Below are 26429 nucleotides of genomic sequence, written 5' to 3'. Positions count from 1 at the left end.
AAGCGAGCAGCACCTCATATCGATGGGGTGCCGCTCTTTAAAAAACTTACACCACGACCCCGGTGCGTGCGGTGTTGAGCGAAAGCTTGCGCTCTGCGCGTTCCTGCTGGGGTGAGCGGTTGTAGACCTCGCGGTAACACTTGGAAAAATGAGACGCCGACACGAACCCGCAGGCGACCGCAACCTCGACGACCGGCATCGAGGACTGCACCAGCAGATGCCGGGCGCGGTCAAGGCGGATCTCGAGATAGTAGCGGGCAGGGGATCGCCCCATTTCCTGCCGGAACAGACGCTCTATCTGGCGGCGGGACAGGCCGACATCGTCGGCGATTTCGACCAGTGACAGCGGCTCGGCCAGATTGTTTTCCATCAGCTCTATGATCTGCAGAACCTTGGAGTTCTGGACCCCGAGCCTGGCACGCAAGGGAAGACGCTGGCGGTCATGCGGGTTGCGGACGCGATCTGTCAGCTGCTGTTCGCAGACACGGTTGACGAGATTGTCGCCGAAATCCTGGCCGATCAGGTTCAGCATCATGTCGAGTGACGCGGTGCCGCCAGCGCAGGTATAGAGGTTGGAGTCGACCTCGTAGAGATCCGCATAGACTTCCGCCTGTGGAAACGCTTCTGCAAAACCCGGGAGGTTCTCCCAATGGATCGCGCAGCGCTTGCCGTTCAGGAGCCCCGCCTGCGCCAGAATATGCGCGCCGGTGCAAAGGCTTCCGACAGCCGTGCCGCGGTTATAGGTCTCGCGCAGCCAGGCGTTGACAGATTTGTTGTTGAACTCCTCCACATAGATGCCGGAACACATCAGCACCATGCTGGGGCGATGCTCACCGCTCAGGTGACGGCGTTCGTCTGCAAGAGAGGAATTGACTTCGAGACCGATACCACTGGACGAGTAAACCTTCTCGCCATCGACGGAACAGAGGCGCCAGGTATAGGCGGCGTAGCCAAGCATGCGGTTTGCGATCCGCAGGGTTTCGACGGCGGCTGCAAAGGGCAGCATCGTAAAATGCGGCACAAGAAAGAAAACGAGCGCGCGTTTCTTCGCGTGCCCACGGTTTGTTATATCCATGTCGCTGTTCCCTTCGCTGGCCGCCGTTGATCCGGTCGTTTCTTTAAAAGCGACATTGACACGGAAGGCGGTGACGGAGAAGGACATTTGACGACGGCGAAATGTCAAATTTGCGACGTCCAAAGGTCGCACACACTATAATCTCGTTAACAGGCGATCAAAAAAGACGCAGCCTCAAGACCTGCCTGCGTGTCGCATGCAGGCCATGAGTATTGGGCATCAATGGCGCTTGAGGTCGTTGTCGGTGGATGGCCAACCGATATCCTTTCGGATTTCTGGTGGCAGGCCCTCAAGGACCTGTTCATTTTGACGGCGGCGCCATGCGTCCCGCAGGTTTGAAATGGTGCTCAGGGCAAGCCCGACGTATGTCGCAAACGACGACTGCGATGTTCGTGGCTGTACACTCTCACGATAGGTCATGATGCTCATCGATTTTCTCCTTGGGGCTCTCGTTCGAGCACTGGACGCCGATTCAAAGTGAACTGCGGTCAGTCATCAAAAAAGAGAATTAAAATGATCCATCCCATCAAGATTCGTTTTGTTTTGAGATGGCGTGTTGTGTTTCCAAGGGTGCGACCTGTTTGACTTTCAATCAAACGAAATGATATGGTGCTTAGGTTCAATTTAATTGATGGTGATGACGATGACCGTTCCGTTTCGACCGCCTCTTCCATTGCTCGATATCGACATCCTCAGAACCTTTGTTGCCATTGCCGAGACGGGCAACTTTTCGACTGCCGCAGAAGCGGTTCTGCGAACACCGTCGGCCGTGTCCATGCAGATCAAGAAGCTCGAAGAACAGTTGAAGACGACGCTGTTCCTGCGGGACGCGCGATCGGTGTCGTTGACGCAGAATGGCGAAATGCTTTTGTCCTATGCGCGCCGGATGCTCGCTCTATCGAACGAGGCGGTCTCGCGGTTCGTCATGCCCGATCTCGCGGGCGTCGTGAGGCTGGGCGCTCCCGATGATATCGCCGAGCGGTTACTTCCAAAGCTCCTGAAGGATTTCGGAGAGAGCTTTCCGGGGATCATGGTCGATGTCACCGTCGACCAGAGCCTGCAGTTACGCCGGCGGATGGATGAGCAGCGGCTGGATCTCACCCTGATCAACTGTGCGACAAGGCCGTTCCCGACCACCGGTGAAGTGATCCATTCCGAACGGCTCGTCTGGGCCGGTGCTAAATGCGGCAATGCCTACTTGCGTGATCCGCTACCGATCTCCGTCTGGGAGGATGGGTGCGTGTGGCGGCAGGATGCGATCTCTCAGCTCGATCGCCACAAGCGCTCCTATCGTATCGCCTATGCGAGCTCTCATACGATGGCGCAGCGCGCAGCAGTCGTGTCCGACCTTGCGATCGCACCATTCCCGCTTTCCTATGTCACGAGCGACATGCAGGTTCTGGGCGCCAAGGAAGGGCTGCCCGAACTCATCAGCTTCGACATTCGGCTTCTAACCGCGCCCCATCTCTCGGCCCCGGCCAAGGCTGTCGCGGAAAGCATGAGGGAAGCGTTCGGCGCGCTGGCAACGGCGGCCTGAACTCGGGCATGTCCGTGAGCATCACCAGATCTTCTTGGTGATGCCGTGATAAAGCCATGTCCAGATCGGCGGCGGAAAGCGCAGGGCTGATGGCCCGGCTGGTTCATACGTCTTCAGATTGCCCGTGATCGCATCCTGGATTGCTTTGATTGCGATATCCGTCGCGGATGCCGTCATCAGGAGCGGATAGGTTGCCATCGTGTCGGAACGGGCCGGAGATATCCGTTTCTCGTAAAGCGTTCCGCCGGTATCGACCCCGTTGTCAACGAGATGGACGGTTGCCCCGAAATTCTGCGCGTCGCCTTCCACGAGAGCCCAGTATCCACCCATCTGGCCACGATACATCGGGTTGATGCCAGCGTGGAAGTTGATCACGGGGCAGGGGATCGCGGCAAGCGTTCGGGATGACAGGATACGGCAGGATATCGTGAAGACGACTGCCGGTCGGATTGCACTTACCGCAGCGTGACACGAAGCGTCATTCAGGGACGATACGGATGTCACAGGAACTGCCGGGTTGGGAGCCGCTATCAACCCGTGCTCGTGAATGATCTCTTCAGATCGTCTCGCTGCGATGCCTTTGCCGAGCCGTGACGCAATCATCGTAGCCAGCTGACCAAGCGCATGCATCCATCCAAACCGCTTCGCGCGCCGCTTCAGAAGCATCGATTTCGGTTCCGCTTCCTCCTGGATAACGTGGAGATCAGAAAACTCCCGATGGATGGCATTGATCATCACCTGCGGGTTTATGCCGCCAGCAGTCATGATCAAAACCCGAGAAGATGAATGTTCCGTCATGGGCCTGCCCCGTAATTGACCGCGTAGCGTGCGCGCTCATAGTAACGGGGAAAGATTGGCAAATTCACACCGACCTCTCGGTTCGCGCGCTGCGACAACCGATTTGTCCTGTATCATTGTGCTGGAACCGGCGGTGAAGTCATCGGGCGCGATTGGGCTGTTGCCAAAAAGCATCACAGCGGTCGCTAAGAGACACATCACATTTGATCACGTGAACTTTTTCCGAGCTGGAACGTTCCTGTGCCGGAAATTGATTTTCCGAACGATTTGATCTTCATCCAGGGAGTTTTCTAACATGACGGCAAAGACAGTCACGGTTATCGCCGCACTTTTCGTAACGGCAGCTTCGCTCAGCTCGTGTGGCAACACGATCCGCGGCGTAGGCCAGGACACGGCGAACACCGTGAACGCCACCCAGGACGCCGGCCACCGCGTTGGCAAGGCTGCACAGTAATTAGTTACTCCCCAGCTCCGCTGTCGGCCATCACGTGCCGGCAGCGAGGCTGCTGAGGTGCCCCGCAGCGAGGGGCAGGGCAGTCTTGGCTTACAAGCTACCGCCAGTTTCGATGCGCTTTGCTCGACTTGATCAGACTCGAGCCTTTGGATAGGCACGCTCGAAGCCGCCTGACTGATCAAGACCCTTCTTGAACGCCTGATAAGCCGGGTGCTGGCTGGATTTCGCCGCTTCCGCAATGCGGATCTGAAGCCGCGCCGGCGCTGCATTGCCGAGCCATCCACCAGATTTTTCCAGTTTCAAAGAGTTGAGAAACCGTCCTTCACTCGCCTGATCCAGGTAGAGGTGCAGACCCGACAGGAGAAGGTCATCGCTCGACGGGTTCTCCATCAACAGAACAAGCCAGGACTGCTGTTCGGCCGACCGGTTCTCGAAACTCTCGGCAACGGTCTCGCGGCTGCCAATTGGCGAAATGTTGCTCACGTCTTCATCCTTTACCGTGATCGTTTCACGCCAGATCCACGCCTCCACACCGTGGGGAGCGCCGTCCTGACCTTTGTCGATCTTATCGCCCAACATGTCGACCTTGTCGATAAGGACGTCGGCATATGGCGGGTTGGCGTCAGAACGGTCCGACGCCGAGCCCTGTCATTCCGCAGCGATCCGTGCCTCCTCGGATGATGCAGGGCTTACCATGGCAGAAATGATGGTGTGCAGGTCGAGCGTCCCGACAGGCGCTCCAGTCGGATCTGTAACCGTTGCCCGTGTCAGGCTCGCCTCGCAGATCGCTCTCGCAGCGGCTTCGATCGTCGTGTTGCCCGCAAGCCTGACGCCGTCAGTCAGACCGTCGAACGGTTTCATGACGGTTTTTGCCTGCAACACACGCCCTCGGTTCACCTCCTTGACGAAGGCGGTGATGTAGTCATCAGCAGGTGACAGGACGATATCTTGGCCGGTTCCCTGCTGCACCACTTCGCCATCGCGCAGAATGGCGATCTTGTCGCCCAGCCTCAGGGCCTCGTCGAGATCATGGGTGATGAATACGACGGTCTTCTTGAGCTCCGCCTGGAGATCGAGAAGCACGGTCTGCATGTCGACGCGGATCAGCGGATCGAGCGCGGAATAGGCCTCGTCCATCAAAAGGATGTCGGCATCGTTGGTCAGCGCCCGTGCGAGGCCGACGCGTTGCTGCATGCCGCCGGAAAGCTGGTTCGGGTAGTGGTTCTCGAAACCGGAGAGGCCGACCCGCTCGATCCAGTACTGGCCTTTCTTGAAGCTTTCCGCGCGAGGCACGCCCTGGATATCCAGTCCATAGACCGTGTTCTCGATCACGGTCCGATGCGGCAGAAGCGCGAATTTCTGAAACACCATCGCCGTCTTGTGCCGACGGAATTCCCGAAGATCGTTTTCGCTCATCGTGCACACGTCGACGCCGTCATAGACGACTTCGCCGTAGGTCGGGTCGATCAGCCGGTTGATATGGCGGATCAGGGTCGATTTGCCGGAACCAGACAGACCCATGACGACCGTGATGCCACCCGCCGGCATGGATATGTTGATGTCTTTCAGGCCGAGCACATGACCGTGGTTCTTGTTGAGCTCGGTCTTCGTCATGCCCGCCTTGATGGCGTCGATATACTGGCGACCGTTCGCGCCGAAGATTTTGTAGAGACCTTTGATCTCGATGCCGTGACTAGCCATGGACCACCTCCGAATGTTTTTGCAGGCGCTTGCCGAATGCCTGGCTTGTTCGGTCGAAAATGATGGCGATCGCAACAAGCGCGAAACCGTTCATGATGCCGAACGTAAAGAACTGGTTGTTGATCGCCTGCAGCGTGTTGCGGCCAAGCCCGCCGACGCCGACCATGGATGCGACTACGACCATCGCCAGCGACATCATGATCGTCTGGTTGATCCCGGCCATGATTGTCGGCAGGGCCAGCGGCATCTGCACGTTCTTCAGCTTCTGGCTTGGCGACGAACCGAACGCATCCGCGGCTTCGAGCACTTCCTTGTCGACAAGCCGGATGCCGAGATTGGTCAGGCGGATCATTGGCGGGACCGCATAGATGACCACCGCAATCAGTCCCGGAACTTTGCCGATACCGAAAATCATCACCACGGGAATGAGGTAGACGAAGCTCGGCAGGGTCTGCATCACGTCGAGAACCGGGTTGACGCTTGCCTGCGCCCGGTCGGACCGCGCCATCAGAATGCCGATAGGGATGCCGACGATGATGGAGATCAGAGTTGCGACCGTGGTGATCGCGAGCGTGATCATCGCATCGTTCCAAAGGCCGATAAAGCCGATGAACGACATTCCGAGCGCGGTACCGATGGTGATGCGGATGCTGCGGCTGCCGAGATAGACTATGGTGAGGATGACGGCGAGGACGATGATCCACGGCGAGTTGGTGAACAGCCTTTCCAGGAAGTTCAGGAACCATTGCAGGGGCTGGACGATCGTATCGATAAAGCCGGTATACTCGCGAACAAGGCTCTTGAACCCCTCATCGATGACCTTGCGTGCTTCACGGATGGAAGCGTCGCTGATCGCCGGAAAGCTACAGAGAGCGTTCGGCAGGAAGTTGCAGGTTGCCATGATGTTCCCCTTTATAGGTTGGATTTTTGGCGTAACCCGGCATGGCTGCCCGAGCGCCTTCCTGACCAAATCAGCTTCATGCACGTCTGCAATGGATAAGGCGTCGGGTTCGCGCGACCGTCAGCGGTGGACGGCTTGTCGCGACTTCTCACGCGCCTTGAGCGGGAAGCCGCAGATCGGCTTCCCTCATTGTCAAAGCTAGGCTCAGAGAGCGGCCTTTACCTTTTCGGCGACGTCGGCACTGACCCACTTGCTCCAGATTTCCGGGCTGGTTGTTAGGAAGTGCTTGGCGGCGTCTTCATTGGTGCCCTGGTTGTCGGTCTGCCAGGCGAGAACGCTGTTGATCGTGGCGTTGCCCCATTTGCGGGCCTTGATGTAATCCATCGCGACGCCGGCCTTGTCGGCGAACTTCTTCGTTACGACCGTGAAGGCTTCCGAACTCGGATAGGAGTTGACCTTTGGGTTCGGGCAATCCGGAACCGCCGTGCAGGCATCCCAGTTGGCCTTGTCATGCGGCGTATCGAAGGACAGCTTCACCATCTCGTACTTGCCGAGAATCGCGGTCGGAGCCCAGTAATAGCCGAGCCAGCCGGTCTTCTTCTCGAATGCGCCGGCAATTGAGCCGTCGAGCCCGGCAGCAGAGCCGGTATCGACCAGTTCAAAGCCTTTTTCGCTTGCGCCGAGAGCCTTGTAGAGGTTGGCGGTCGATGTCTGGCAGTTCCAGCCGGACGGGCAGTTGGTGACCGCGCCCTTGGATTTGTCTTCCGGTGCCGGGAAGAGTTCGGGATGAGCAAGCGCCTGCTGCACGGTCTTGATATCCGGATGCGCGTCAGCGAGGAATTTGGGGATCCACCATCCTTCGACAGCGCCGTCGGCAAGGATTTCCGCTGCAATGACGAGCCGTCCTTCCTTGACCGCTGCGTCGAGCGGGGTGCGCACCGCGTTGACCCAGAATTCGGGTGCAAGGTCAGGCTGACCTTTTTCGTTCATCGATGTGAAGGTCGGCATCGTGTCGCCGGTCACCATTTCCACCGAGCAGCCATACCCGTTTTCGAGAATGATCTTGTCGATATGAGCGGCAACCCCTGCGGACGCCCAGTTCATCTCTGCGATTGATACCGAACCGCAGTCGGCATGGGCAGTGCCGGCAAAAGCGTAAAGACCGGCGGCGAAGGCTGCGGAAGTGAGGAGTTTCTTCATGTGTAAGACCTCCCAGTCTTATTCGTGACAGTGTTCAACTCTGGAGGCGCCGATAGCCGGCACCCGATGACTGCGGCTTTGTGCGATCAACCGGTAGATGTGATTGCACCGGCCAGCTGGCCTCATGCGTCTTTTATACGCCAGCGAATGATGTCACAGGCGTTGCGCAATAATGTGTCAGCAGTATCAGCCTACGTTTTCCGAAGCAGAAATCAACTGTCCGCGAGTAACCGCACAATAACGGGCATATCACCAAGCCCTTGTAAGATATCGTGTTCGCGTCTTTTGTGACGACAAAAGCGCCATCGCCGGCAATAACTAAGCAAACTCTGCAACCAGCAGCAGCCCGTTCATGCAGTCGGCACTTTGTCACGTCCGATATTTGACGTTTAGTGGCTGATTAGCGCCCTCGCTGTCGCAAAGAAAAATTCACGCAGTGTGGGGAAAAAAAATTGAAACTGCAGGCATTGGTAACGCGCTAATAACCATACGGTAAGAATGTACGCGTAGATGTTGCCGCCATGGTCGTCCTCGAACGACTTGGCGCCGGATCAGGTAGTGCATACCGGCCGCCATAACCATTTTGCAGTGACGCAAGCGATCTCGAAATGAAAGATCGCGCTATGGTTGCGTTCATATCGACTTTTGGGTTCTCATTTCACATCAGCCAGCGCTGAACGTACGGATGAAACCGAGCAGTGAAAAGCGCGTGTCGAGTTCCATGGCGCGGGTCTGACGGTCACGACGCGGAAGGCTCGAATTCCAGGCAATCTGAACGCTGTCATTGTTCTTGAAGATGTAAAGCATCGGTGTTTCCTCAGAGGCTTCGTAGACCGAAGCCATGTCGTTTTCATATGCGCTCAGATACGCGGCGAACCAGCGCGTTTCAACGCAACAAGTCGGCAGCGCATGTCGCAAACAGAATGCCCATTGAGAAAGTTGTGAGATCGCGCCCCGAAATGTCTAACCCGCATGGGATTGACGGGTGACCTTCAACGAGTCAACATGGCGCTGCAATGCAAATCCAGAGCAAACACCAGCAGGGCCGGACGCCTTCCTCATCTACGAATTGTCCGGTCCCTTTCTCTGCGATCGGCCTGCTGCCATGACCCGCTCCGGGCGCGTCGTCCTTGTCCTTGGCGGCGCCAGATCCGGCAAGTCATCCTTCGCTGAAAAACTTAGCGGCGAAACCGGTCTCAACAGGCACTACATTGCCACAGGCCGCGCCTATGACGCCGAGATGGAAGAACGCATTCTGCGCCATCAAGCCGACCGTGGCACGGGCTGGATCACCCACGAAACACCGTTGAACCTCGCAGCCAACCTTCGCAGCATAGACTCTGATGATGTCGTCATCCTCGTCGACTGCCTCACGCTGTGGGTTACGAACCTGATGATGGCGGAGGCAGACATTTCCTCAGCCTCGGAAGGACTTCTGTCTTATCTGAGGGATACTGCTTCGACCGTCATCCTCGTGTCGAATGAAGTCGGTCTTGGTATCGTGCCGGACAATCGCATGGCGCGAGACTTCCGTGATCATGCCGGCCGCCTGCATCAGGCAATCGCAGCCGTGGCAGACGATGTATTTTTCGTGGCCGCCGGCTTACCGCTGAAGATGAAGGGGTGACGGGCTATACTGGTTCCGGTCGGGAGATAATCTAGAACCCCAGCCAGATACGAACCGGATGAGCCGGATTGGCGATCAGTTTGGTCGCAAGCGCGATGCAGGAGATCACCAGCAGCGGCTTGATGATCTTCGCACCGTTCCGCATCGCCAGTCGCGACCCAATCTGCGCACCGATGAATTGGCCAACGCCCATCATCAGGCCGATCTTCCAGAGCACCGATCCCGACGCTGCAAACACCAGAAACGACCCGAAGTTGGAGCCGAGATTGATGAGCTTCGTGTGGGCGGTTGCTTTCAGCAGTCCGAAGCCGGCGAGCAGAACGAAGCCCAGCATGTAGAATGATCCGGCGCCTGGCCCGAAGACGCCATCGTAGAGCCCGACGATCGGCACGGCGGTCAGCCCGAAAACGAACGGCGTCACCCGTCGGTGACTTTCCAGATCGCCGAGATTGGGTTTGATCGCAAAGAAGATTGCGATTGCCACGAGCAGAAAGGGGATCGCGGTCGTCAGGAATTCGGCTGGAACGATGGAGGCAAGCAGCGCACCGATGGCGCCGCCGAGCGCCGCCATCACCGCCATCGGCAGCTGCTCTTTCAGCTTCACATGGCCCTTGCGCGCATAGGCGATTGTTGCCGATGCCGAGCCGAACTGGGATTGCAGCTTGTTCGTCGCGATCGATTCCAGCGGCGGAATGCCGGCAATGAGCAAGACGGGGATGGTGATCAGCCCGCCGCCACCCGCAATCGAATCAACGAACCCCGCGAAGATGGCTGCGAGGAAAAGAAGAAAAAGCAGCTGAAATGCAATGTCGCTCAAGGCTGGCGCTCTGCGTGAAGGAGAGGAGGGGAAATGGCGAAGGGATGCGCGCCGGCTTGTGGCACCGAATCGGTGATCCGGCAATAGGAGGGGCGCTGGCAGCGGTTGCAGGTTGCGGCTGCATTGCAGTAAACCGTTGCGGCGCTATGTTGCGCGATGAACGGCCGCTGGCAGGCGGCGAGCATATCAAGGTATTCGCATGCAAAAAGTCATATTCGATACTGACCCCGGCGTAGACGACGCCATGGCGCTGCTGTTTCTGCATCGCCATCCGGATATCGATCTTGTCGGTGTGACGACGGTGTTCGGAAATGCCTCGATCGAACTGACCACGCGTAATGCGCAGTTCCTGCTTAAGGAGTGGGGCATCGACGCGCCGATCGCCAAAGGGGCGGGCAAGACGCTTGATCCGTCGCGGGTCGAGCAGCACTCGCCGACGATCGTGCATGGCGAGGACGGCCTCGGCAATATCGGCGTGCCTCTCGAAATCGATTGGCCGCTCGATCCGCGCGAGGCATCGCAATTCATCATCGATACGATCAGGGCCAATCCCGGCGAAATCACCATTGTCGCGGTCGGTCGCATGACCAACCTGGCTTTGGCGCTGCAGGCTGATCCGGAGATCGCAGGCCTGACCAAGCAGGTGGTGATCATGGGCGGCGCTTTCGACGTCAATGGCAATGTGACACCAGCAGCCGAAGCAAATATTCACGGCGATCCGGATGCCGCCGATATCGTCTTTACCGCGCCGTGGAACGTCATTGCTTTCGGCCTCGACGTCACCATGAAGACGATGATGTCGTCAGATGATATGGCTGAGTTGGCCAAGGGTGGCGATAAGGCGCTAACACTCCTGTCCGACCTTTCGCAGTTCTATATCGATTTCTACCGCCAGGGCGCGGGTCTCGATGGAATGGCAATCCACGACAGCTGTGCCTGCGTCTATCTGGTGGCGCCCGATCTGTTCAAGCTCCGCAGCGGCCCTGTCCGCGTGGTCTGCGGCGGCATTGCCGATGGCGAGACGATCCAGGCGCCTGACACAGGCCGACGGTTCGTCGATAGTCCTTGGGATGATCAGCCAAGCCAGAAGGTCGCGGTCGGTGTCCAACCCGAAAAGGTCCTGGACGTTATCCGTGTCGCGCTGACGGCAGGTCGGCCGGCCTAGCCCTCTTCAAATTTGAGGGCGGTTTGGCATTCTGACCGATCGGCAATCGATGTTTAGGCAACAATGTAGCGGCAAATTGGCGCCGTCTTGTTGGAACCCATTGGCATTTTCGATTGGTTTCCTTATGTGGAACACCGAATACAGACTTTTTAAAAGGACATGGGCGTGACTGCTATATTCGACAAAGTTGCCGACATCATCGCTGAAACCAGCGAGATCGACCGCGAGACGATCACGCCGGAGAGCCACACGATCGACGATCTTGGCATCGACAGCCTGGACTTCCTCGACATCGTTTTCGCGATCGACAAGGAATTCGGGATCAAGATCCCGCTCGAGCAGTGGACCCAGGAAGTGAACGAGGGCAAGGTCTCGACGGAGGAATACTTCGTTCTGAAGAACCTCTGCGCCAAGATCGACGAACTGAAGGCGGCAAAGGGCTAAAGCCCACAGTCGGCGCAAGTTCATGCTTCTTGAATATTTCCAGATGATCGATCGGGTGGAAACGCTCGATCTTGCCGGAAAAACGCTGACTGCACGCTCGGTCGTTCCTGAAAAGAGCCCTGTTTTCGAAGGGCACTTTCCGGGAATGCCGCTCGTGCCGGGCGTGCTTTTGATCGAAACCATGGCGCAGGCATCCGGAATGCTGGTTCTTGCGGCGACCGATTTCGCCGCGATGCCATTCCTGATGTCGGTGGACAGTGCCAAGATGCGTGCGTTTGTCGAGCCGAACGCCGTGCTCGACATCGAGGCGTTTCTGGAGCATGAGGGTTCCGGCTACATGGTGACAAAGGCAAAGATTACGTCGGGCGGCAAGAAGGTGTGCGATGCGCAGCTCAAGCTGCGGACCATGCCTTTCAGTGAAGTTCCGCTGGCGCCGATCGTGCGCAAGCGCGCCGAAGAGATCGGCCTCATTGCGGCGATGCAAGCCGGCACCTGACGCAAAGCCTTCGGGAATAATGCGGCCCGGACGGACCGGTTCTAAAGTGTCCCGTCGTGCCTGATGTCGTCGCTGGTCAATGGCCGCGCAAAGAGGACAGTTATGAAGTCTGACAATGATGTGGTGATTACCGGGGTCGGCATCGTGACCTCGCTCGGCGTCGGCATCGAGCCGCATGTCGCGTTTCTGACGGGATCGTCCATTGACGAGCCCAAGGTCGAAACGGAGCGTTTCAAACCCTATCCTGTCCATCCCATGCCTGAGATCGACTGGTCCGCACAGATCGCCAAGCGCGGCGATCAGCGCCAGATGGAGAACTGGCAGCGCCTCGGCGTTTTCGCCGCAGGCCTCGCTCTCGACGACGCAGGTTTGAAGACGGATGCGGATGCCTGCGCCTCGATGGACATGATCGTTGCAGCCGGCGGCGGTGAGCGCGACATCAAGGTCGACTCGCTGATTGTCGACGAAGCCCTGAAGCGCAACGACCGCGACATGGTGCTCAATGAGAAGCTGACGACAGAGCTGCGTCCCACCCTGTTTCTCGCCCAGCTTTCGAACCTGATGGCCGGCAATATCTCGATCGTCCACAAGGTCACCGGCTCGTCCCGCACCTTCATGGGCGAAGAATCGGCCGGTATCTCGGCCATCGAAACCGCCTTCCACCGCCTCAAGGCGGGCCAGTCGAGCCACAGTCTCGTCGGTGGCGCCTTCGTGGCGGAACGGGCTGATATTCTTCTGCTGGTCGAGGGCATCCGTGCTCACGCGACAGGCGGCTGGCAGCCGCTGTGGTCTCGCTCGCCGGACAATGGCGGCGGAATGATCACCGGTTCGGTCGGCGCCTTTCTCGTTCTCGAATCCCGCGGCTACGCGCAGGCGCGTGGTGCACGGATCTATGCAACGATCGATGCCGTCGAAGGCGATCGCGGCAACCGCGACGATGGCGGGCTCGAGAAGCGCATGTCGCGGCTCACCGCCCACGGCACGCCAGGGGCGGAAACTGTCGTGTTCTCCGGCGCGAGCGGCATGGTCGATCTCGCGAAGCGCGAAAAGACAGCGCTCGAGCAGGCTTTCCCGGGTTCCGCGATCCGCGGCTTTGGCGGCGTTACGGGCCACGCGATGGAAGCGCAGTTCCCGCTCGGCATCGCCCTTGCAGCGCTGACGCTCGAATCGACTGCCAAGGTCCCGGCCTTCGACGCCGCAAACGAGACGCCGATGGCGTCCCCGGCAAAGCAGGCGATTGTCACTACAGTTGGATATACGCGCGGCGAGGGGATTGCTGTCCTCTCTGCTGAAGCGTGAAGGAGACAGTCATGAGTGACAACCGCTTCACGGATCATCTCGGCCGGCCCATCGTCGCGGTCACCGGCATGGGCGTCATCACCTCGCTCGGACAGGGTCTTGATGACAACTGGTCAGCGCTGACCTCTGGCACGTCGGGCATCCACAAGATCACCCGTTTTCCGACCGAAGGCCTTTCGACCCGCATCAGCGGCACGGTGGACTTCATCAAGGTTCCAGCCGAAAACTCGGTCGAGCGCTCGTTTGCCTTCGCCCGCGAGACAACGGCGGAAGCGTTGGCCCAAGCCGGCTTGTCCGGTGATTTCGACGGACCGCTGTTTCTGGCCGCTCCGCCAGTCGAGCCGGAATGGTCCGACCGTTTCGCGCTTGCAGACCGTGCACCGCCATCGACGCAGCAGGGCGATGCCTACGATCGCTTTCTGACGGCCATGCGCGAGCGTCCTGATCCTGTCTTTCTCGAAGCCGTCCAGTTCGGTTCGATTTCGGAGCGCCTGGCCGACAAGTTTGGTACCCGTGGCCTGCCCGTAACGCTTTCCACCGCCTGCGCCTCTGGTGCAACCGCGATCCAGCTCGGCGTCGAAGCGATCCGTCAGGGTCGTACCGACAAGGCTCTGGTCGCTGCGACCGACGGTTCTGTCAGCGTCGAGGCACTCGTGCGCTTCTCGCTTCTGTCTGCGCTTTCGACGCAAAATGATCCGCCGGAAAAGGCGTCCAAGCCGTTCAGCAAGGATCGTGACGGCTTTGTCATCGCGGAAGGTGCGGCAACGCTGGTGCTGGAATCGCTGCAGTCGGCCATTGCCCGCGGCGCCAAGGTGCTCGGCATCGTCAAGGGTCTCGGCGAAAAGGCCGATCACTTCCACCGCACCCGCTCGTCCCCGGACGGCGGCCCGGCGATCGCCACGATCCGGGCGGCGCTTGAAGATGCGGGCATGGACGAAAGCGGCATCGGCTATATCAACGCCCATGGCACATCGACCCCGGAAAACGACAAGATGGAATATAGCTCCATGCTGGCCGTATTTGGCGAAGGTTTGAAGGGTATTCCGGTGTCGTCGAACAAGTCGATGATCGGTCACACGCTGACGGCAGCCGGCGCTGTCGAAGCCGTATTCTCGATCCAGACGATGCTGACCGGCACTCTGCCGCCGACCATCAACTACACCAATCCCGATCCGACGATCGAGCTGGATGTGGTGCCGAATGTGAAGCGGGACGGTGCGCCGAGGGCGGTTCTGTCCAATTCCTTCGGCTTCGGCGGCCAGAACGCCAGCCTTGTCATGACGCTTGAACCGGCGTAAGGCGAGCCCCCAAGAGATTTTATAGACTTTTGAACGCCCAAACGGGCGGAGGATGACCTGTTATGCGCGCGCTGCAACTGATTGATGACCGCAAGCTCGAAGCCGTCGACATTCCCGAGCCGGAGGCGCCGGGTCCTGGCGAAGTCACGTTGCGTGTCAAGGCCGTAGCACTCAATCACATCGACGTCTGGGGCTGGCGCGGTATGGCATTCGCCAAGCGCAAGATGCCGCTGACGATCGGCGCCGAGGCCTCCGGCGTCGTGGAAGCCATAGGTCCCGGTGTTTCGAATGTTCTGCCCGGCCAGCTTGTGTCGATTTACGGCGCCCGTACCTGTGGTCTCTGCAAGGCGTGCCGCGAAAAGCGCGACAACCTTTGCGAAAATGTCTCGGGTGTTCATGGCTTCCATCTCGATGGCTTCGCGCAGGAAAAGGCCAATCTTCCGGCCCGTCTTCTCGTTCCGGCACCTCCGGGCGTCGATGCCGTTGCAGCAGCACTCGCGCCTGTCACGTTCGGCACGGTCGAGCATATGCTGTTCGATAACGCCAAGCTCCAGCCCGGCGAGACGATCCTTATTCACGCCGGCGGCTCGGGCATCGGATCTGCCGCCATCCAGCTGGCAAAGAAAATGGGCTGCACGGTCATCACCACGGTCGGTTCGGACGACAAGATCGAGAAGGCCAAGGCGCTCGGCGCCGATCATGTCATCAACTACCGCGTCGATCGGTTTGAAGGCGTCGTGCGCAAGCTGACCAAGAAGAAGGGCGTTGATGTCGTCTTCGAACATGTCGGCAAGGATACCTGGGCGGGTTCCATGCTGTGCATGAAGCGCGGCGGACGCCTCGTCACTTGCGGCTCCACCTCGGGTGTTTCCACCGACCTCAATCTGATGATGCTGTTCCAGCAGCAGTTGAAGCTCATCGGCTCGTTTGGCTGCCGCATGGAGAACATGGCCGATGCCATGCAGAAGATGGCCCAGGGCATCGTTCATCCGGTGATCGACACAGAAGTCACGTTTGATGAAATCCACAAGGCACTTGCCCGCATGGAGAGCCGCCAGATCTTCGGCAAGATCGTCCTGAGGATGGACTGACCACTGATGAAGATGGTCATTACCCGGATTGTTCTGAAGCTTATCCACTTCCGCCAATGGCTGGTGGCGCAGCTCACGTTCGGGCTGCTGAATTTCCTGAAGATCTTTCCGGCGGATCCGGCGATCCGGTTTGCCGATCGCTTCGCACGCTACATCGGGCCGAAATTCTGGCGTCATAAACTGATGATGACCAATCTGCGCAACGCCTTTCCGGAAAAGGGTGAGGCGGAGCTGCAGGAGATCGCTGTCGCGAGTTGGGGACACATGGGCAGGCTCGCCGCCGAATATGTCTTCCTCGACCGGCTGTTCGATTTCGACCCCGAACAGGCAGAGCCGGGCAGGGTGGAAGTCTCGGGCACCCCGATCTTCCTGGACCTGCGCGACAACCCACGTCCGTTTATCGTCTTTACCGCCCACACCGGCAATTTCGAGCTCCTGCCTGTCGCCGGCAAGGCCTTTGGTCTCGAGGTCATGGTGTTGTTCCGTCCGCCGAACAACCCTTACATCGCCGATAAGGTCTTCTCGTTCCGCAGTGCCCGCATGGGGCAGCTCGTGCCGTCGCATGCGGGGTCATCGTTCTCGCTGGCAAGGCGCCTGGACGCGGGCGGGGGGGTGGGTGTCCTCGTCGACCAGAAGTTCAGAAAAGGCTTGTCGACCAATTTCTTCGGACGCCCTGTTAAGACGAACCCGCTTCTTGCCAAGCTCGTGCGTCAGTTTGATGCGGATGTCTATCCGGCCCGCTGCATCCGTCTCCCGAACAACCGTTTTCGCCTTGAGATAGAGCCTCGCATCGAACTTCCGCGCGACGAACGCGGCAATCTCGACATTCAGGGCACGTCTCAGGTCCTGAACGACAAGGTCGAATCCTGGGTGCGGGAATACCCTGAACAGTGGCTGTGGTATCACGACCGCTGGCACATCAAGAAAACGGTCACAGATTGATTTCCTGAGGCCACAATTCTCGTGGGTTGCAAGCGTCTACGGGTATTTACCGGCCATTTTTAGGGGCCGTTTTTGAGACTACATTTAACGTGTGATGTATTATACGAGATTGGACGCAGTCGTCTCAGAGGGCCACGGCTGACGTGAGGCTCGTGTGGAGAGGGCATTGTCTTGCAAGCATTGATCGATCTTTTCTGGTCGAAATATGGAGAGCTACAGCAGGCGATCGACCGCGAAGACGAGGCTTTGACAGCCAGTCTCGACCGCGAACTTGATCCTTTGCTCCTGGCGATCTTTGGCAGCGCCGAATCCGATGCCGGCAGCATTCAGGCCCAGTTCCGTTTTGCGCTCGACCTCCTGAATGAGGAAGCGGACGATCGCAGCTGCGTTCGGCGCAACGCTCACCTCCTGCAGACCCTGGTCGAGCGGTATCTTGCACCGCAGACCACCTGTGCGGAAGCGCCGGGAGCTCCCGGTGAGGGGCAGGACCAATCGTCGCCGATCGACCAAGCCGTCTCCAGCGGCATTCTCGACGATTCCCTCCTGAACCAGCTTTCGGACCGCATTCTTGTCGTCGCTCCCGGTTATCGCATTCTCTATTCCAACGAGACGAACGCGCAGCGGCTGAACATTCCCCGTGAGGAACTCGTCGGCCGGCATATCGGGGAATTTGTCGGTCTCCATCGATTTCGAAACGAGTTCAAGCCGAACCTGGACCGCTGCTTCGAAGGAGAAAGCACGTCGGTCACCTATGCAGATCAAGTCGGAGGCGAGACGCTTGTGCTTCGCTGCCGCATGTCGCCGTTCCAGCGGTCCTCAACGATGATCGGTGTTCTCCTGATCATTCAAGAGACCGCCGATCGGCGGAAGAGGCCTGCGGCCTGACGCTGAGCGTTCCATGATTGCCTTCAGCGACTGCAGATCCTTAAGGACATGCGCGGCATCCGCATCGTGCGCCGCATCGTCGGTACCGGGTTGGCGCAAAAGGGTGAACAGAACTTCAGCTCCAGCACCGTTCGGTATGATACGCAGCGCGTTGTCCATCGACATCCCGTTTTCCAACGTGACCCTGTGATCGATCACGCCGAAGTCGTTGTCGGGAGCGAAGCGAACACGGATTGTTCCAACCGGACCGCCATCGCCGATCCAGTCTTCACCTTCGGCGCGCAGGTCTGCGGCAAGGCCGGAAGCCCAGCTTGCCATGTTTTCCGGACGCCTTGCAAATGCGTAGACATCCCTCCAGTTCCGCTCGATCGAGAGGTGGATTACGCGTGCGGGCATGACCGTCATGAAGGCCTCCTTGGGTTCTACGCCGAGTGGCATGCCACTCGGAAATTCTCTTGGTCGCACGAGCCGGCGCATCCGCGAATAAACGGGCTCGCTTTCGTCTTAGCCTTGCCGTTTGGAAACGAGGATGCCAAAACAGCGTCAAATTAAAACTGGAGGCATATCCGTGGAACAGGCAGAAATCGGTCTTATCGGTCTTGGCGTTATGGGTGCAAACCTCGCGCTCAACATCGCGGAAAAAGGCAACAAGATCGCCGTCTTCAACCGGACAGCGGAAGTTACCAAGAAATTCTACGCCGAGGCGGGCGCGTTGCAAGGCCAGATCGTTCCTTGCGAGACCTTGGAAGAATTCATCGCTGCAATCCGGCCCCCACGCCCGATCATCATCATGATCAAGGCCGGCGATCCGGTCGATCAGCAGATGGAGCTCCTGAAGCCCTATCTTTCGCAGGGCGACATCATGATCGATGCCGGCAACGCCAACTTCCGCGATACGATGCGCCGTTTCGAAAACCTCGAAGGTTCCGGCCTGACCTTTATCGGCATGGGCGTATCCGGTGGGGAAGAAGGCGCACGCCATGGACCGTCGATCATGGTCGGCGGTGCTGAGGAAAGCTGGAAGCGCGTCGAGAAGGTGCTGACCTCGATCTCCGCGAAATTCCACGATGAACCCTGCGTCGCCTGGCTCGGTGAAAACGGCGCCGGCCATTTTGTGAAAACGATCCATAACGGCATCGAATACGCTGACATGCAGATGATTGCCGAAATCTACGGCATCCTGCGCGATGGTCTCGGCATGGGCGCCACCGAAATTGGCGACGTCTTCGGCAAGTGGAATACCGGCCGCCTGAATTCGTACCTGATCGAGATTTCGGAGAAGGTTCTGAAGGCAAAGGACCCGATTTCCGGCAAGCCGATGGTCGACGTGATCGTTGATTCCGCCGGCCAGAAGGGCACCGGCAAGTGGTCGGTCATCGAAGCCCAGAACATGGGTGTCGCGGCAACCGCAATCGAGGCCGCCGTCGCCGGGCGTGTTCTGTCGTCTCAGCGCACCGAGCGCCTCGCCGCAGAAAAGCAGTTCGGATTGCCGAAAGCGATCGATTCGCCGGCAGACAGCGCGGCGTTCCTCGCCGATCTCGAAAACGCGCTGCTTGCGGCCAAGATCGGCGCCTATGCGCAGGGCTTTGCCGTCATGGCTGCCGCCTCCAAGGAGTATGGCTGGAACCTGCCGATGCCGACGATCGCCAAGATCTGGCGCGATGGCTGCATCATCCGTTCGGCCTTCCTCGATGAGATCACCTCGGCCTTCTCGAAGGACCCGGATGTTGCAAACCTGATCGTGACGCCAGCCTTCGCCCAGATGGTCGCAGACACCGACGGCGCACTGCGCCGCGTGGTTTCCTATGCCGTCATGTCCGGCCTGCCGGTTCCGGCGCTCTCGTCCGCGCTGTCTTATTTCGATGCCTACCGTCGTGGACGCGGCACTGCGAACCTCATCCAGGCGCAGCGCGACTTCTTTGGTGCCCACGGTTTCGATCGCCTCGACGGCATCGACAAGCACCATGGCCCGTGGGGCAGCGGTCTCGCCGACTTCGCCTAAGGCTATCTTGCAAACACGGAAAGCCCGGCCAAGCGCCGGGCTTTTGCATTCGATCAGTCCTGTGGTGACTTGATCGACCATTCCGGTTGGCTGACGCTTTGCAAAAGCTCTGGCGCCGCCCCATCGATTCGGGCCAGCAAGGCCTTTGCAAGTTCCCGTCCCGCCCAACGGATATCCTCGTTTACGGCAAGGATTTCCGGCCTGATCCAGTTGAGAAATTCGGCCGACTGCTTTGACACGATATCGACATTGCGGCCGAGTTTTCGACCGGAAGCTTCAAGGCCTGAGGCGATCGCGATCGTTGCAGAGCCGCTCATCGAAATGATTCCATCAGGCGGTTGCGGAAGCCGCGACAGCTTCTCCGAATAGGCTCTGATATCCTCCAGCGACGTCTCCGTCGTGATCCGTCCCATCGGCACCTCGCTCAGGCCAAAGTCGGCTAGCGCCCGTTCGAAGCCGATGCGGCTATGGGTATAGTAGGCAAACCTGCTCTGTGGGGCGAGCAGACAGATATGCCGCCTGCCTCGCTTGGCGAGCCGCTCGACCGCCTGATAGGCAAACGCCGTGTTGTCGAAGTCGTGGTAGGGGTGCTCGATCCCCATACTGGTTCGGCCGTGGGTGACGAAAGGCAGGTTGCGCTCCGTCATCAACCGCACACGCGGATCGTCCGGCTCGATCCTCGAGATGATCACGCCATCTGCCGATCCCGTATCGAGGATATAGCGCACCGGCACCATCGGGTCTTTCTCGAAAGAGTGGGGCGTCAACACGAGGTGGTATTGCGTGCCCCCGAGAACCTCGGAAATGCCCTGTACCATCTGGCTGGAAAAGCCCATCAGTTCCTGTTCGATGCTGAGCACGAGCGCGATCACATTGGTCTTGCCTGTGCGCAACCGGACGCCCGCCCGGTTCGGGTGATAGCCGAGCTGGCCGGCCACAAGTCGAACGCGTTCCTTCGTGTCGGCCCCAATGTCGGGTGCATCCTTGAGGGCCCGCGACACCGTCGTGATACCCAGCCCCGTCATGTAGGCAATTGTCTTAAGGGTCGGGCGTTGATTGCCGATCGTCCCGAAGGATCTACGTTTGTCTTCATCCATGGCTGCAGCTTTCTCGGAGATCACCGGCGACTGCGACCTTCTCCACAAGCACCGTTCATACGGTAAAAATCTGCAACGATACAGTCCTATTTTCGCTGAAAACCAACGACTTGCCGTCGATATACCCGTTACAACGCAGACGCACAATTCTTTTGCGTCTGCGAAGAAGGATCAATTTGATAATTCTATAAAGCATTGTTATGTAACGAGATAAGTGCATCAACACGAAGCACGCGGGCTGCTGTCGGACATTGCTGCGAACCTGCTCCAAATCTTTCACGCGATTTTCGGTTGCCCTCCATCGATGTTTGTCCTAGCCTTTTACTGCAACGTTTCAGTGAGGGAGGAGACTCATGCGCATCCGTGCTTTAGCAGCCGTTATGGCTGCCACCGTGGCATTGCCGTGCTTTGTTCAGGCAGCCGATCTTGAGGTCACCCATTGGTGGACGTCGGGGGGAGAGGCTGCAGCTGTCAAGGAACTGGCAGGCGCTTTCAATGCTACCGGCAACAAATGGGTTGATGGAGCCATCGCAGGTTCGGGAGGAACCGCGCGGCCGATCATGATCAGCCGGATCACCGGTGGTGACCCGATGGGCGCCACGCAGTTCAACCACGGCCGGCAGGCCGAAGAACTGGTCCAGTCGGGTCTCATGCGAGACCTGAGCGATGTGGCTGAGAAGGGCAAGTGGAAAGAGGTTATCAAGCCTGCCAACCTGCTCGACAGCTGCACGTTCGAGGGCAAGATCTATTGTGCCCCGATCAACATCCACTCGTGGCAATGGCTGTGGCTCTCGAACGCAGCCTTCAAGACGGCAGGCGTTGCCGTTCCGAAGGACTGGAACGAGTTCGTCGCAGCAGCGCCCGCGCTCAAGAAGGCCGGTATCCAGCCTTTGGCACTGGGTGGTCAGCCGTGGCAGGCCAATGGCCTGTTCGATACCTTGCTGATCTCGCTGGGCGGCAAAGACCTCTACGAGAAGGTCTACAAGGACAAGGACGCGAAGGTTGCTGCAGGGCCTGAAATGGCCAAGATCTTTGCAGCAGCCGACAAGGCACGCGAACTCGCCAAGGGTTCGAACGTACAGGACTGGAACCAGGCCACCAACATGGTGCTGACCGGCAAGGCCGGTGGCCAGGTCATGGGTGACTGGGCACAGGGTGAGTTCTCGCTGGCAGGAAAGACTGCCGGCACCGACTACACCTGCCTGCCAGGGCTCGGCATCAACGACGTGCTGACAACCAACGGCGATGCCATCTATTTCCCATTGCTGAAGGATGAAGCCAAGTCGGAGGCGCAGAACGTTCTCGCCGAAACGATCGTCGATCCCAAGCTACAGGTCGCATTCAACCTGAAAAAGGGATCGGTTCCGATCCGTGGCGATATCGACATGGCAGCCGCCAACGACTGCATGAAGAAGGGTATCGCGATCATCGCCAAGGGTAACACCGCCACCAGCACCGACCAGCTTGTCTCTGCCGATACGCAGAAACAGAAGGAAGATCTGATGTCGGAGTTCTTCAGCAGCTCCATCTCCGTGAAGGATGCTCAGGCGCGCTTCGTCGATATCATCAGCTCTGCGGACTGACACCGCTTCAAATCGCTGACCTTGACCGGCCCCGCATCAGCGCGGGGCCGGCCCGGAAACCTGCGGCCTTCACGCTGCAGCCGATCGAGGACAACACATGGCGAAAACCCATCAATCTGCCAGACCAAACCAGCTGTTTCGCAACCTGAATTCGAAAATTGCCTCCATCCCGATGATCTTCGTCGCGCTGGTAATTTTCCTCGGCGGTTCCGTCTGGACGGTCATCTACTCATTTACCAATTCGAGACTTCTGCCGCGCGCAACATTCGTCGGGTTTGATCAGTACGAGCGCTTGTGGGGCTCGGCACGTTGGCTGATCTCCATCCAGAATCTCGCGATCTACGGCATCCTGTCGCTGATCTTCAGCCTCGTTGTCGGCTTTGTGCTCGCCGCGCTGATGGACCAGAAGATCCGCTTCGAAAACGTTTTCCGGACGATCTTTCTCTATCCGTTCGCGCTGTCCTTCATCGTCACCGGCCTCGTCTGGCAATGGATCTTGAACCCCGAATTCGGCATCCAGCACATCGTCCGGTCGCTCGGTTGGGAGACCTTCGAATTCAATCCGGTCTATGACCCCGACATCGTCATCTACGGCATCCTGATTGCCGGGCTGTGGCAGGGCACGGGGCTCGTCATGTGCCTCATGCTCGCAGGTCTTCGCGGCATCGACGAGGATATCTGGAAAGCGTCGCGCGTCGACGGCATTCCGATGTGGCGGACCTACCTCTTCATCGTCATCCCTATGATGCGTCCGGTCTTCATCACCACGCTGGTCATCATCGCGAGCGGCATCGTCAAGCTCTACGATCTCGTCGTGGCGCAGACCTCAGGCGGACCCGGCAACGCGTCCGAAGTGCCCGCGAAATACGTCTACGACTACATGTTTCAGGCGCAGAACCTTGGCCAGGGCTTTGCCGCATCGACCATGATGCTGCTGACCGTCGCCATCATCATTGTCCCATGGGCTTATCTCGAATTCGGAGGGCGCAAGCGTGGCTAACGTTTCCACTTTCGACACCACATCGACCGTCGTCACAGATGCCGCAGTGCTGGCGACAACACCGTCACGCGCACTGGAGGGCCCGAGTGGTCGCAAACCAAAGCGCAGGCTCTCACGCCGCAACATCATCCTCTACGGCACGCTCGGCCTTGCGGCGCTTTACTACCTTCTGCCGCTTTACGTGATGGTCGTGACATCGCTAAAGGGCATGCCGGAGATACGGATGGGCAACGTCTTCTCGCCGCCCATGGAGATCACGTTCGAGCCCTGGGTAAAGGCATGGGCAGAAGCCTGCACCGGCCTCAATTGCGACGGCTTGTCACGCGGCTTCTGGAACTCCGTCCGCATCCTTTTGCCATCTGTGGTGGTCTCGATCTTCATCGCCTCGGTCAGCGGCTACTCGCTCGCCAACTGGCGCTTCAAAGGGTCGGAGCTGTTCTTCTCCATCCTGATCATCGGAGCCTTCATCCCCTACCAGGTCATGATCTATCCGATCGTCATCATCCTGCGTGAGATCGGGATCTACGGAACCCTGACCGGGCTGATCATCGTCCATACCATCTTCGGCATGCCGATCCTGACGCTTCTGTTCCGCAACTATTTCACCTCGCTGCCGGAAGAACTGTTTAAGGCGGCGCGCATCGATGGGGCCGGTTTCTGGCAGATCTACGGGCGCATCATGTTGCCCATGGCACTCCCGATCTTCGTGGTGGCGATGATCCTGCAGGTCACCGGCATCTGGAACGACTTCCTGTTCGGCGTCGTCTTCACGAGGCCCGACAGCTACCCGATGACGGTGCAGCTCAACAACATCGTCAACTCCGTGCAGGGGGTGAAGGAATACAACGTCAACATGGCGGCGACGCTTCTGACGGGTGCTGTCCCTCTCATCGTCTATTTCGTATCCGGCCGCCTTTTCGTCCGCGGCATCGCCGCTGGCGCAGTGAAGGGATGACCCCATGACCGATCTTTCCGTCCAGACACCATACACCAACGCATTTCCCCCAGGTGCAACCTCGTTGCCCGAACCCTCCACCCTATCCGGCGAGCACAGCGTCTCGATCCGCGACCTGTCGCTGTCCTTCGGGGCGGTCACGGTTCTGGAAGACCTGAACCTCGACATTCACGATGGTGAATTCCTTGTTCTGCTCGGTTCCTCCGGCTGCGGGAAATCGACGCTCCTCAACTGCATCGCCGGCTTGCTGGAGCCGACCGATGGCCAGATCTTCATCAAGGGCCGCAACGTCACCTGGGAGGAACCCAAGGATCGCGGCATCGGCATGGTGTTCCAGTCCTATGCGCTTTACCCGCAGATGACGGTCGAAAAGAATCTGTCCTTCGGCCTGCGGGTTGCCGGACTGCCGAAGGAAGACATCGCCAAACGCGTCGCGCGTGCTTCGGCGATCCTGCAGATCGAACCGCTTCTGCAGCGAAAGCCGGCAGCTCTTTCCGGCGGCCAGCGGCAGCGTGTCGCCATCGGCCGTGCGCTGGTGCGCGATGTCGACGTCTTCCTGTTCGATGAGCCGCTTTCCAACCTGGACGCAAAGCTCAGATCCGAGCTGCGCGTCGAGATCAAGCGGCTGCATCAGCAGCTCAAGAACACGATGATCTACGTGACCCACGACCAGATCGAGGCGCTGACGCTGGCAGACCGCATCGCCATCATGAAGAGCGGCGTCATCCAGCAGCTCGCCGATCCGGTCACAATCTACAACCGACCGAAGAACAAGTTCGTCGCGGGCTTCATCGGTTCACCCTCGATGAATTTCCTGGATGGCGAGCTGGCGGAAGAGGGCGGCCGTCCCGTGTTCAAGACGAACGGCGTCAGCTTCCTGCTCGACGGTTACAGCGCATCTGAACCGTTAACGCCCGGGCGCAAGGTCGTCCTCGGCGTCCGTCCAGAACATATCAAGGTCGATGCCGATATCGCCGGAGAGGAAATCCATGAGGCGATCGTCGACATCGAGGAGCCGATGGGTGCAGACAATCTCATCTGGCTGAAACTCGCCGCTCACACTCTGTCCGTTCGCGTCGGCGGAGCCCGTCGTTACGCTGTCGGATCGAAGGTCCGGCTGGGCTTCGACATGACCATGGCGTCGCTGTTCGATGCGGCGACCGAGGAGCGGATCTGATCCGCAGCTTTTCAATAGTTCACCACTCCCCAGGAGGGTGACCAGCCGTGGGAGCGGTATTCTCGCTTTCCGCGGACCAAAGTTTCATTGCAAGGAGAATGACATGACGACGCTCGGTTTCCAGCTTTACAGCGCCCGCAATTTCCCGCCGCTATCCGATGTTCTGAAACTCGTGGCCAGTCACGGCTACCGTGAGGTCGAGGGCTATGGCGGTCTCTACGGAACGCTCGACGAGGCCGGTCTTCAGAAGTTTCGTGCAGAGCTCGATGCCAACGAACTCACGATGCCCACAGGCCATTTCGGTCTCGACCTCCTCGAACAGGAGCCTGACCAGGCACTGCTGATCGCAAAGACGCTCGGCATCAGTGCCATCTATTGCCCCCACCTCGCAGCCGATCAGAGACCCACGGATGCGGAAGGCTGGTTCGCCTTCGGTCAGCGCCTGCAGGAAGCCGGAAAACGCTATCAGGACGCCGGCTATACATTCGGTTGGCACAACCACGATTTCGAGTTCAAGCAACTGCCGGATGGCTCCACGCCACAGGAACAGATCTTTGCCGGCGGCCCTGACCTGAGCTGGGAAGCGGATATCGCCTGGGTCGTCCGTGGCGGTGCCGATCCGTTCACCTGGATCGAAAGCTACGGCAAGAAGATCTCGGCGGTTCACGTCAAGGACATCGCGCCAGCGGGCGAGAACACGGATGAAGACGGATGGGCTGATGTCGGCCATGGCACCGTGCCGTGGAAAGATCTGATGGCGGCACTGAAGAAGACACCCGCCAAGCACTTCGTGCTGGAGCACGACAACCCGAAGGATATCGAGCGGCTCGCATCCCGTTCGATGGCCGCCTTCAAGACCTACTGAATTCAGATATTGGATCGGAG

General features: G+C 58.8%; 27 protein-coding genes and 1 pseudogene. 17 read left to right on the top strand and 11 right to left on the bottom strand.

Going from position 1 to position 26429, the window contains the following annotated elements; translation table 11 throughout:
- Positions 1-46: 46 nt before the first annotated feature.
- Positions 47-1075, bottom strand: coding sequence for a GlxA family transcriptional regulator (locus ACQY1L_RS07395; RefSeq protein WP_062458093.1), 1029 nt, complete (start codon positions 1073-1075; stop codon positions 47-49).
- A 219-nt stretch (positions 1076-1294) separates the two neighbouring features.
- On the bottom strand, positions 1295-1504 hold the full coding sequence (locus ACQY1L_RS07390) for a hypothetical protein (RefSeq protein WP_113112243.1): 210 nt from the start codon (positions 1502-1504) through the stop codon (positions 1295-1297).
- 214 nt (positions 1505-1718) lie between these two features.
- Here ACQY1L_RS07390 and ACQY1L_RS07385 point away from each other — a divergent pair, with 214 nt between their 5' ends.
- On the top strand, positions 1719-2612 hold the full coding sequence (locus ACQY1L_RS07385; RefSeq protein WP_062458089.1) for a LysR family transcriptional regulator: 894 nt from the start codon (positions 1719-1721) through the stop codon (positions 2610-2612).
- 21 nt (positions 2613-2633) lie between these two features.
- Here the strand turns inward: ACQY1L_RS07385 and ACQY1L_RS07380 are convergent, their stop codons facing one another.
- A complete protein-coding gene (locus tag ACQY1L_RS07380; RefSeq protein WP_430243596.1) occupies positions 2634-3410 on the bottom strand; it encodes a formyl transferase in 777 nt (258 codons plus the stop codon).
- 295 nt (positions 3411-3705) lie between these two features.
- On the opposite strand from ACQY1L_RS07380, the gene ACQY1L_RS07375 reads away from it, so the two are divergent.
- Entirely contained in the window at positions 3706-3864 is a 159-nt protein-coding gene (locus ACQY1L_RS07375) for an entericidin (RefSeq protein ID WP_062457192.1), read from the top strand.
- Positions 3865-3996: 132 nt separating this feature from the next.
- Here ACQY1L_RS07375 and ACQY1L_RS07370 read toward each other — a convergent pair whose 3' ends face one another.
- From ACQY1L_RS07370 to ACQY1L_RS07350, 5 genes are all read right to left on the bottom strand, one after another.
- Positions 3997-4347, bottom strand: a complete 351-nt coding sequence (locus ACQY1L_RS07370) for a hypothetical protein (protein ID WP_062458086.1) — start codon at positions 4345-4347, stop codon at positions 3997-3999.
- Between the two features lie 165 nt (positions 4348-4512).
- Positions 4513-5565, bottom strand: a complete 1053-nt coding sequence (locus tag ACQY1L_RS07365) for a glycine betaine/L-proline ABC transporter ATP-binding protein (RefSeq protein WP_325265313.1) — start codon at positions 5563-5565, stop codon at positions 4513-4515.
- The gene (locus tag ACQY1L_RS07360; RefSeq protein WP_062457186.1) at positions 5558-6466 is read right to left on the bottom strand and encodes an ABC transporter permease; all 909 of its coding nucleotides are present in this window, start codon (positions 6464-6466) and stop codon (positions 5558-5560) included. Before ACQY1L_RS07360 ends, ACQY1L_RS07365 begins: the two co-directional genes overlap by 8 nt.
- Before the next feature lie 204 nt (positions 6467-6670).
- A complete protein-coding gene (locus tag ACQY1L_RS07355) occupies positions 6671-7666 on the bottom strand; it encodes an ABC transporter substrate-binding protein (RefSeq protein ID WP_092662231.1) in 996 nt (331 codons plus the stop codon).
- 663 nt (positions 7667-8329) lie between these two features.
- The gene (locus tag ACQY1L_RS07350; protein WP_430243593.1) at positions 8330-8473 is read right to left on the bottom strand and encodes a hypothetical protein; all 144 of its coding nucleotides are present in this window, start codon (positions 8471-8473) and stop codon (positions 8330-8332) included.
- A gap of 298 nt (positions 8474-8771) precedes the next feature.
- Between ACQY1L_RS07350 and cobU the strand changes: the two genes are divergently transcribed.
- Positions 8772-9293 carry a bifunctional adenosylcobinamide kinase/adenosylcobinamide-phosphate guanylyltransferase gene (gene cobU / locus ACQY1L_RS07345; RefSeq protein WP_430243591.1) on the top strand — a complete coding sequence of 174 codons (522 nt, stop codon included), beginning with the start codon at positions 8772-8774 and terminating at the stop codon, positions 9291-9293.
- 31 nt (positions 9294-9324) lie between these two features.
- On the opposite strand, the gene ACQY1L_RS07340 is transcribed toward cobU, so the two are convergent.
- Positions 9325-10110 (bottom strand): TSUP family transporter, encoded by a 786-nt coding sequence (locus tag ACQY1L_RS07340; RefSeq protein WP_113112241.1) that lies wholly within the window; start codon positions 10108-10110, stop codon positions 9325-9327.
- Positions 10111-10309: 199 nt separating this feature from the next.
- Here ACQY1L_RS07340 and ACQY1L_RS07335 point away from each other — a divergent pair, with 199 nt between their 5' ends.
- From ACQY1L_RS07335 to ACQY1L_RS07300, 8 genes are all read left to right on the top strand, one after another.
- Positions 10310-11275: a nucleoside hydrolase gene (locus tag ACQY1L_RS07335; RefSeq protein WP_430243589.1), complete on the top strand. Its 966-nt coding sequence runs from the start codon at positions 10310-10312 to the stop codon at positions 11273-11275.
- A 159-nt stretch (positions 11276-11434) separates the two neighbouring features.
- On the top strand, positions 11435-11719 hold the full coding sequence (locus tag ACQY1L_RS07330; RefSeq protein WP_430243587.1) for an acyl carrier protein: 285 nt from the start codon (positions 11435-11437) through the stop codon (positions 11717-11719).
- 22 nt (positions 11720-11741) lie between these two features.
- Positions 11742-12215 (top strand): 3-hydroxyacyl-ACP dehydratase FabZ family protein, encoded by a 474-nt coding sequence (locus ACQY1L_RS07325; protein ID WP_062457169.1) that lies wholly within the window; start codon positions 11742-11744, stop codon positions 12213-12215.
- 102 nt (positions 12216-12317) lie between these two features.
- Complete coding sequence (locus ACQY1L_RS07320) at positions 12318-13514, top strand: beta-ketoacyl-ACP synthase (protein ID WP_062580616.1); 1197 nt, start codon at positions 12318-12320, stop codon at positions 13512-13514.
- An 11-nt stretch (positions 13515-13525) separates the two neighbouring features.
- Complete coding sequence (locus ACQY1L_RS07315) at positions 13526-14812, top strand: beta-ketoacyl-ACP synthase (RefSeq protein WP_062457163.1); 1287 nt, start codon at positions 13526-13528, stop codon at positions 14810-14812.
- 62 nt (positions 14813-14874) lie between these two features.
- A complete protein-coding gene (locus ACQY1L_RS07310) occupies positions 14875-15903 on the top strand; it encodes a zinc-binding dehydrogenase (protein ID WP_062457160.1) in 1029 nt (342 codons plus the stop codon).
- 6 nt (positions 15904-15909) lie between these two features.
- Positions 15910-16845 carry a lipid A biosynthesis lauroyl acyltransferase gene (locus ACQY1L_RS07305; RefSeq protein WP_062457157.1) on the top strand — a complete coding sequence of 312 codons (936 nt, stop codon included), beginning with the start codon at positions 15910-15912 and terminating at the stop codon, positions 16843-16845.
- A gap of 171 nt (positions 16846-17016) precedes the next feature.
- Positions 17017-17730: a PAS domain-containing protein gene (locus ACQY1L_RS07300; RefSeq protein WP_430243584.1), complete on the top strand. Its 714-nt coding sequence runs from the start codon at positions 17017-17019 to the stop codon at positions 17728-17730.
- Between the two features lie 6 nt (positions 17731-17736).
- Here the strand turns inward: ACQY1L_RS07300 and ACQY1L_RS07295 are convergent.
- Positions 17737-18135, bottom strand: a pseudogene (locus ACQY1L_RS07295) (SRPBCC family protein); the annotation flags it as partial.
- Positions 18136-18298: 163 nt separating this feature from the next.
- Here ACQY1L_RS07295 and gndA point away from each other — a divergent pair.
- A complete protein-coding gene (gene gndA, locus ACQY1L_RS07290; RefSeq protein WP_113112163.1) occupies positions 18299-19732 on the top strand; it encodes an NADP-dependent phosphogluconate dehydrogenase in 1434 nt (477 codons plus the stop codon).
- A 53-nt stretch (positions 19733-19785) separates the two neighbouring features.
- On the opposite strand, the gene ACQY1L_RS07285 is transcribed toward gndA, so the two are convergent.
- Positions 19786-20829, bottom strand: a complete 1044-nt coding sequence (locus ACQY1L_RS07285; protein WP_062581404.1) for a LacI family transcriptional regulator — start codon at positions 20827-20829, stop codon at positions 19786-19788.
- A gap of 353 nt (positions 20830-21182) precedes the next feature.
- Here ACQY1L_RS07285 and ACQY1L_RS07280 point away from each other — a divergent pair, with 353 nt between their 5' ends.
- From ACQY1L_RS07280 to ACQY1L_RS07260, 5 genes are all read left to right on the top strand, one after another.
- On the top strand, positions 21183-22412 hold the full coding sequence (locus ACQY1L_RS07280; protein WP_092662250.1) for an ABC transporter substrate-binding protein: 1230 nt from the start codon (positions 21183-21185) through the stop codon (positions 22410-22412).
- Positions 22413-22509: 97 nt separating this feature from the next.
- Positions 22510-23412 carry a carbohydrate ABC transporter permease gene (locus ACQY1L_RS07275; protein WP_062457134.1) on the top strand — a complete coding sequence of 301 codons (903 nt, stop codon included), beginning with the start codon at positions 22510-22512 and terminating at the stop codon, positions 23410-23412.
- A complete protein-coding gene (locus ACQY1L_RS07270) occupies positions 23405-24367 on the top strand; it encodes a carbohydrate ABC transporter permease (protein WP_062457132.1) in 963 nt (320 codons plus the stop codon). The genes ACQY1L_RS07275 and ACQY1L_RS07270 overlap by 8 nt, the downstream gene beginning before the upstream one ends.
- Before the next feature lie 4 nt (positions 24368-24371).
- The gene (locus tag ACQY1L_RS07265) at positions 24372-25544 is read left to right on the top strand and encodes an ABC transporter ATP-binding protein (RefSeq protein WP_430243581.1); all 1173 of its coding nucleotides are present in this window, start codon (positions 24372-24374) and stop codon (positions 25542-25544) included.
- Positions 25545-25647: 103 nt separating this feature from the next.
- Entirely contained in the window at positions 25648-26409 is a 762-nt protein-coding gene (locus ACQY1L_RS07260; RefSeq protein ID WP_192086600.1) for a sugar phosphate isomerase/epimerase family protein, read from the top strand.
- Positions 26410-26429: the final 20 nt, after the last annotated feature.

Origin of the sequence: Neorhizobium sp. DAR64862/K0K3 (genome assembly GCF_050500185.1) — a bacterium.
Classification (GTDB): Bacteria; Pseudomonadota; Alphaproteobacteria; order Rhizobiales; family Rhizobiaceae; genus Neorhizobium; species Neorhizobium soli.
This window is presented reverse-complemented; position numbering and strand designations above follow the sequence as displayed.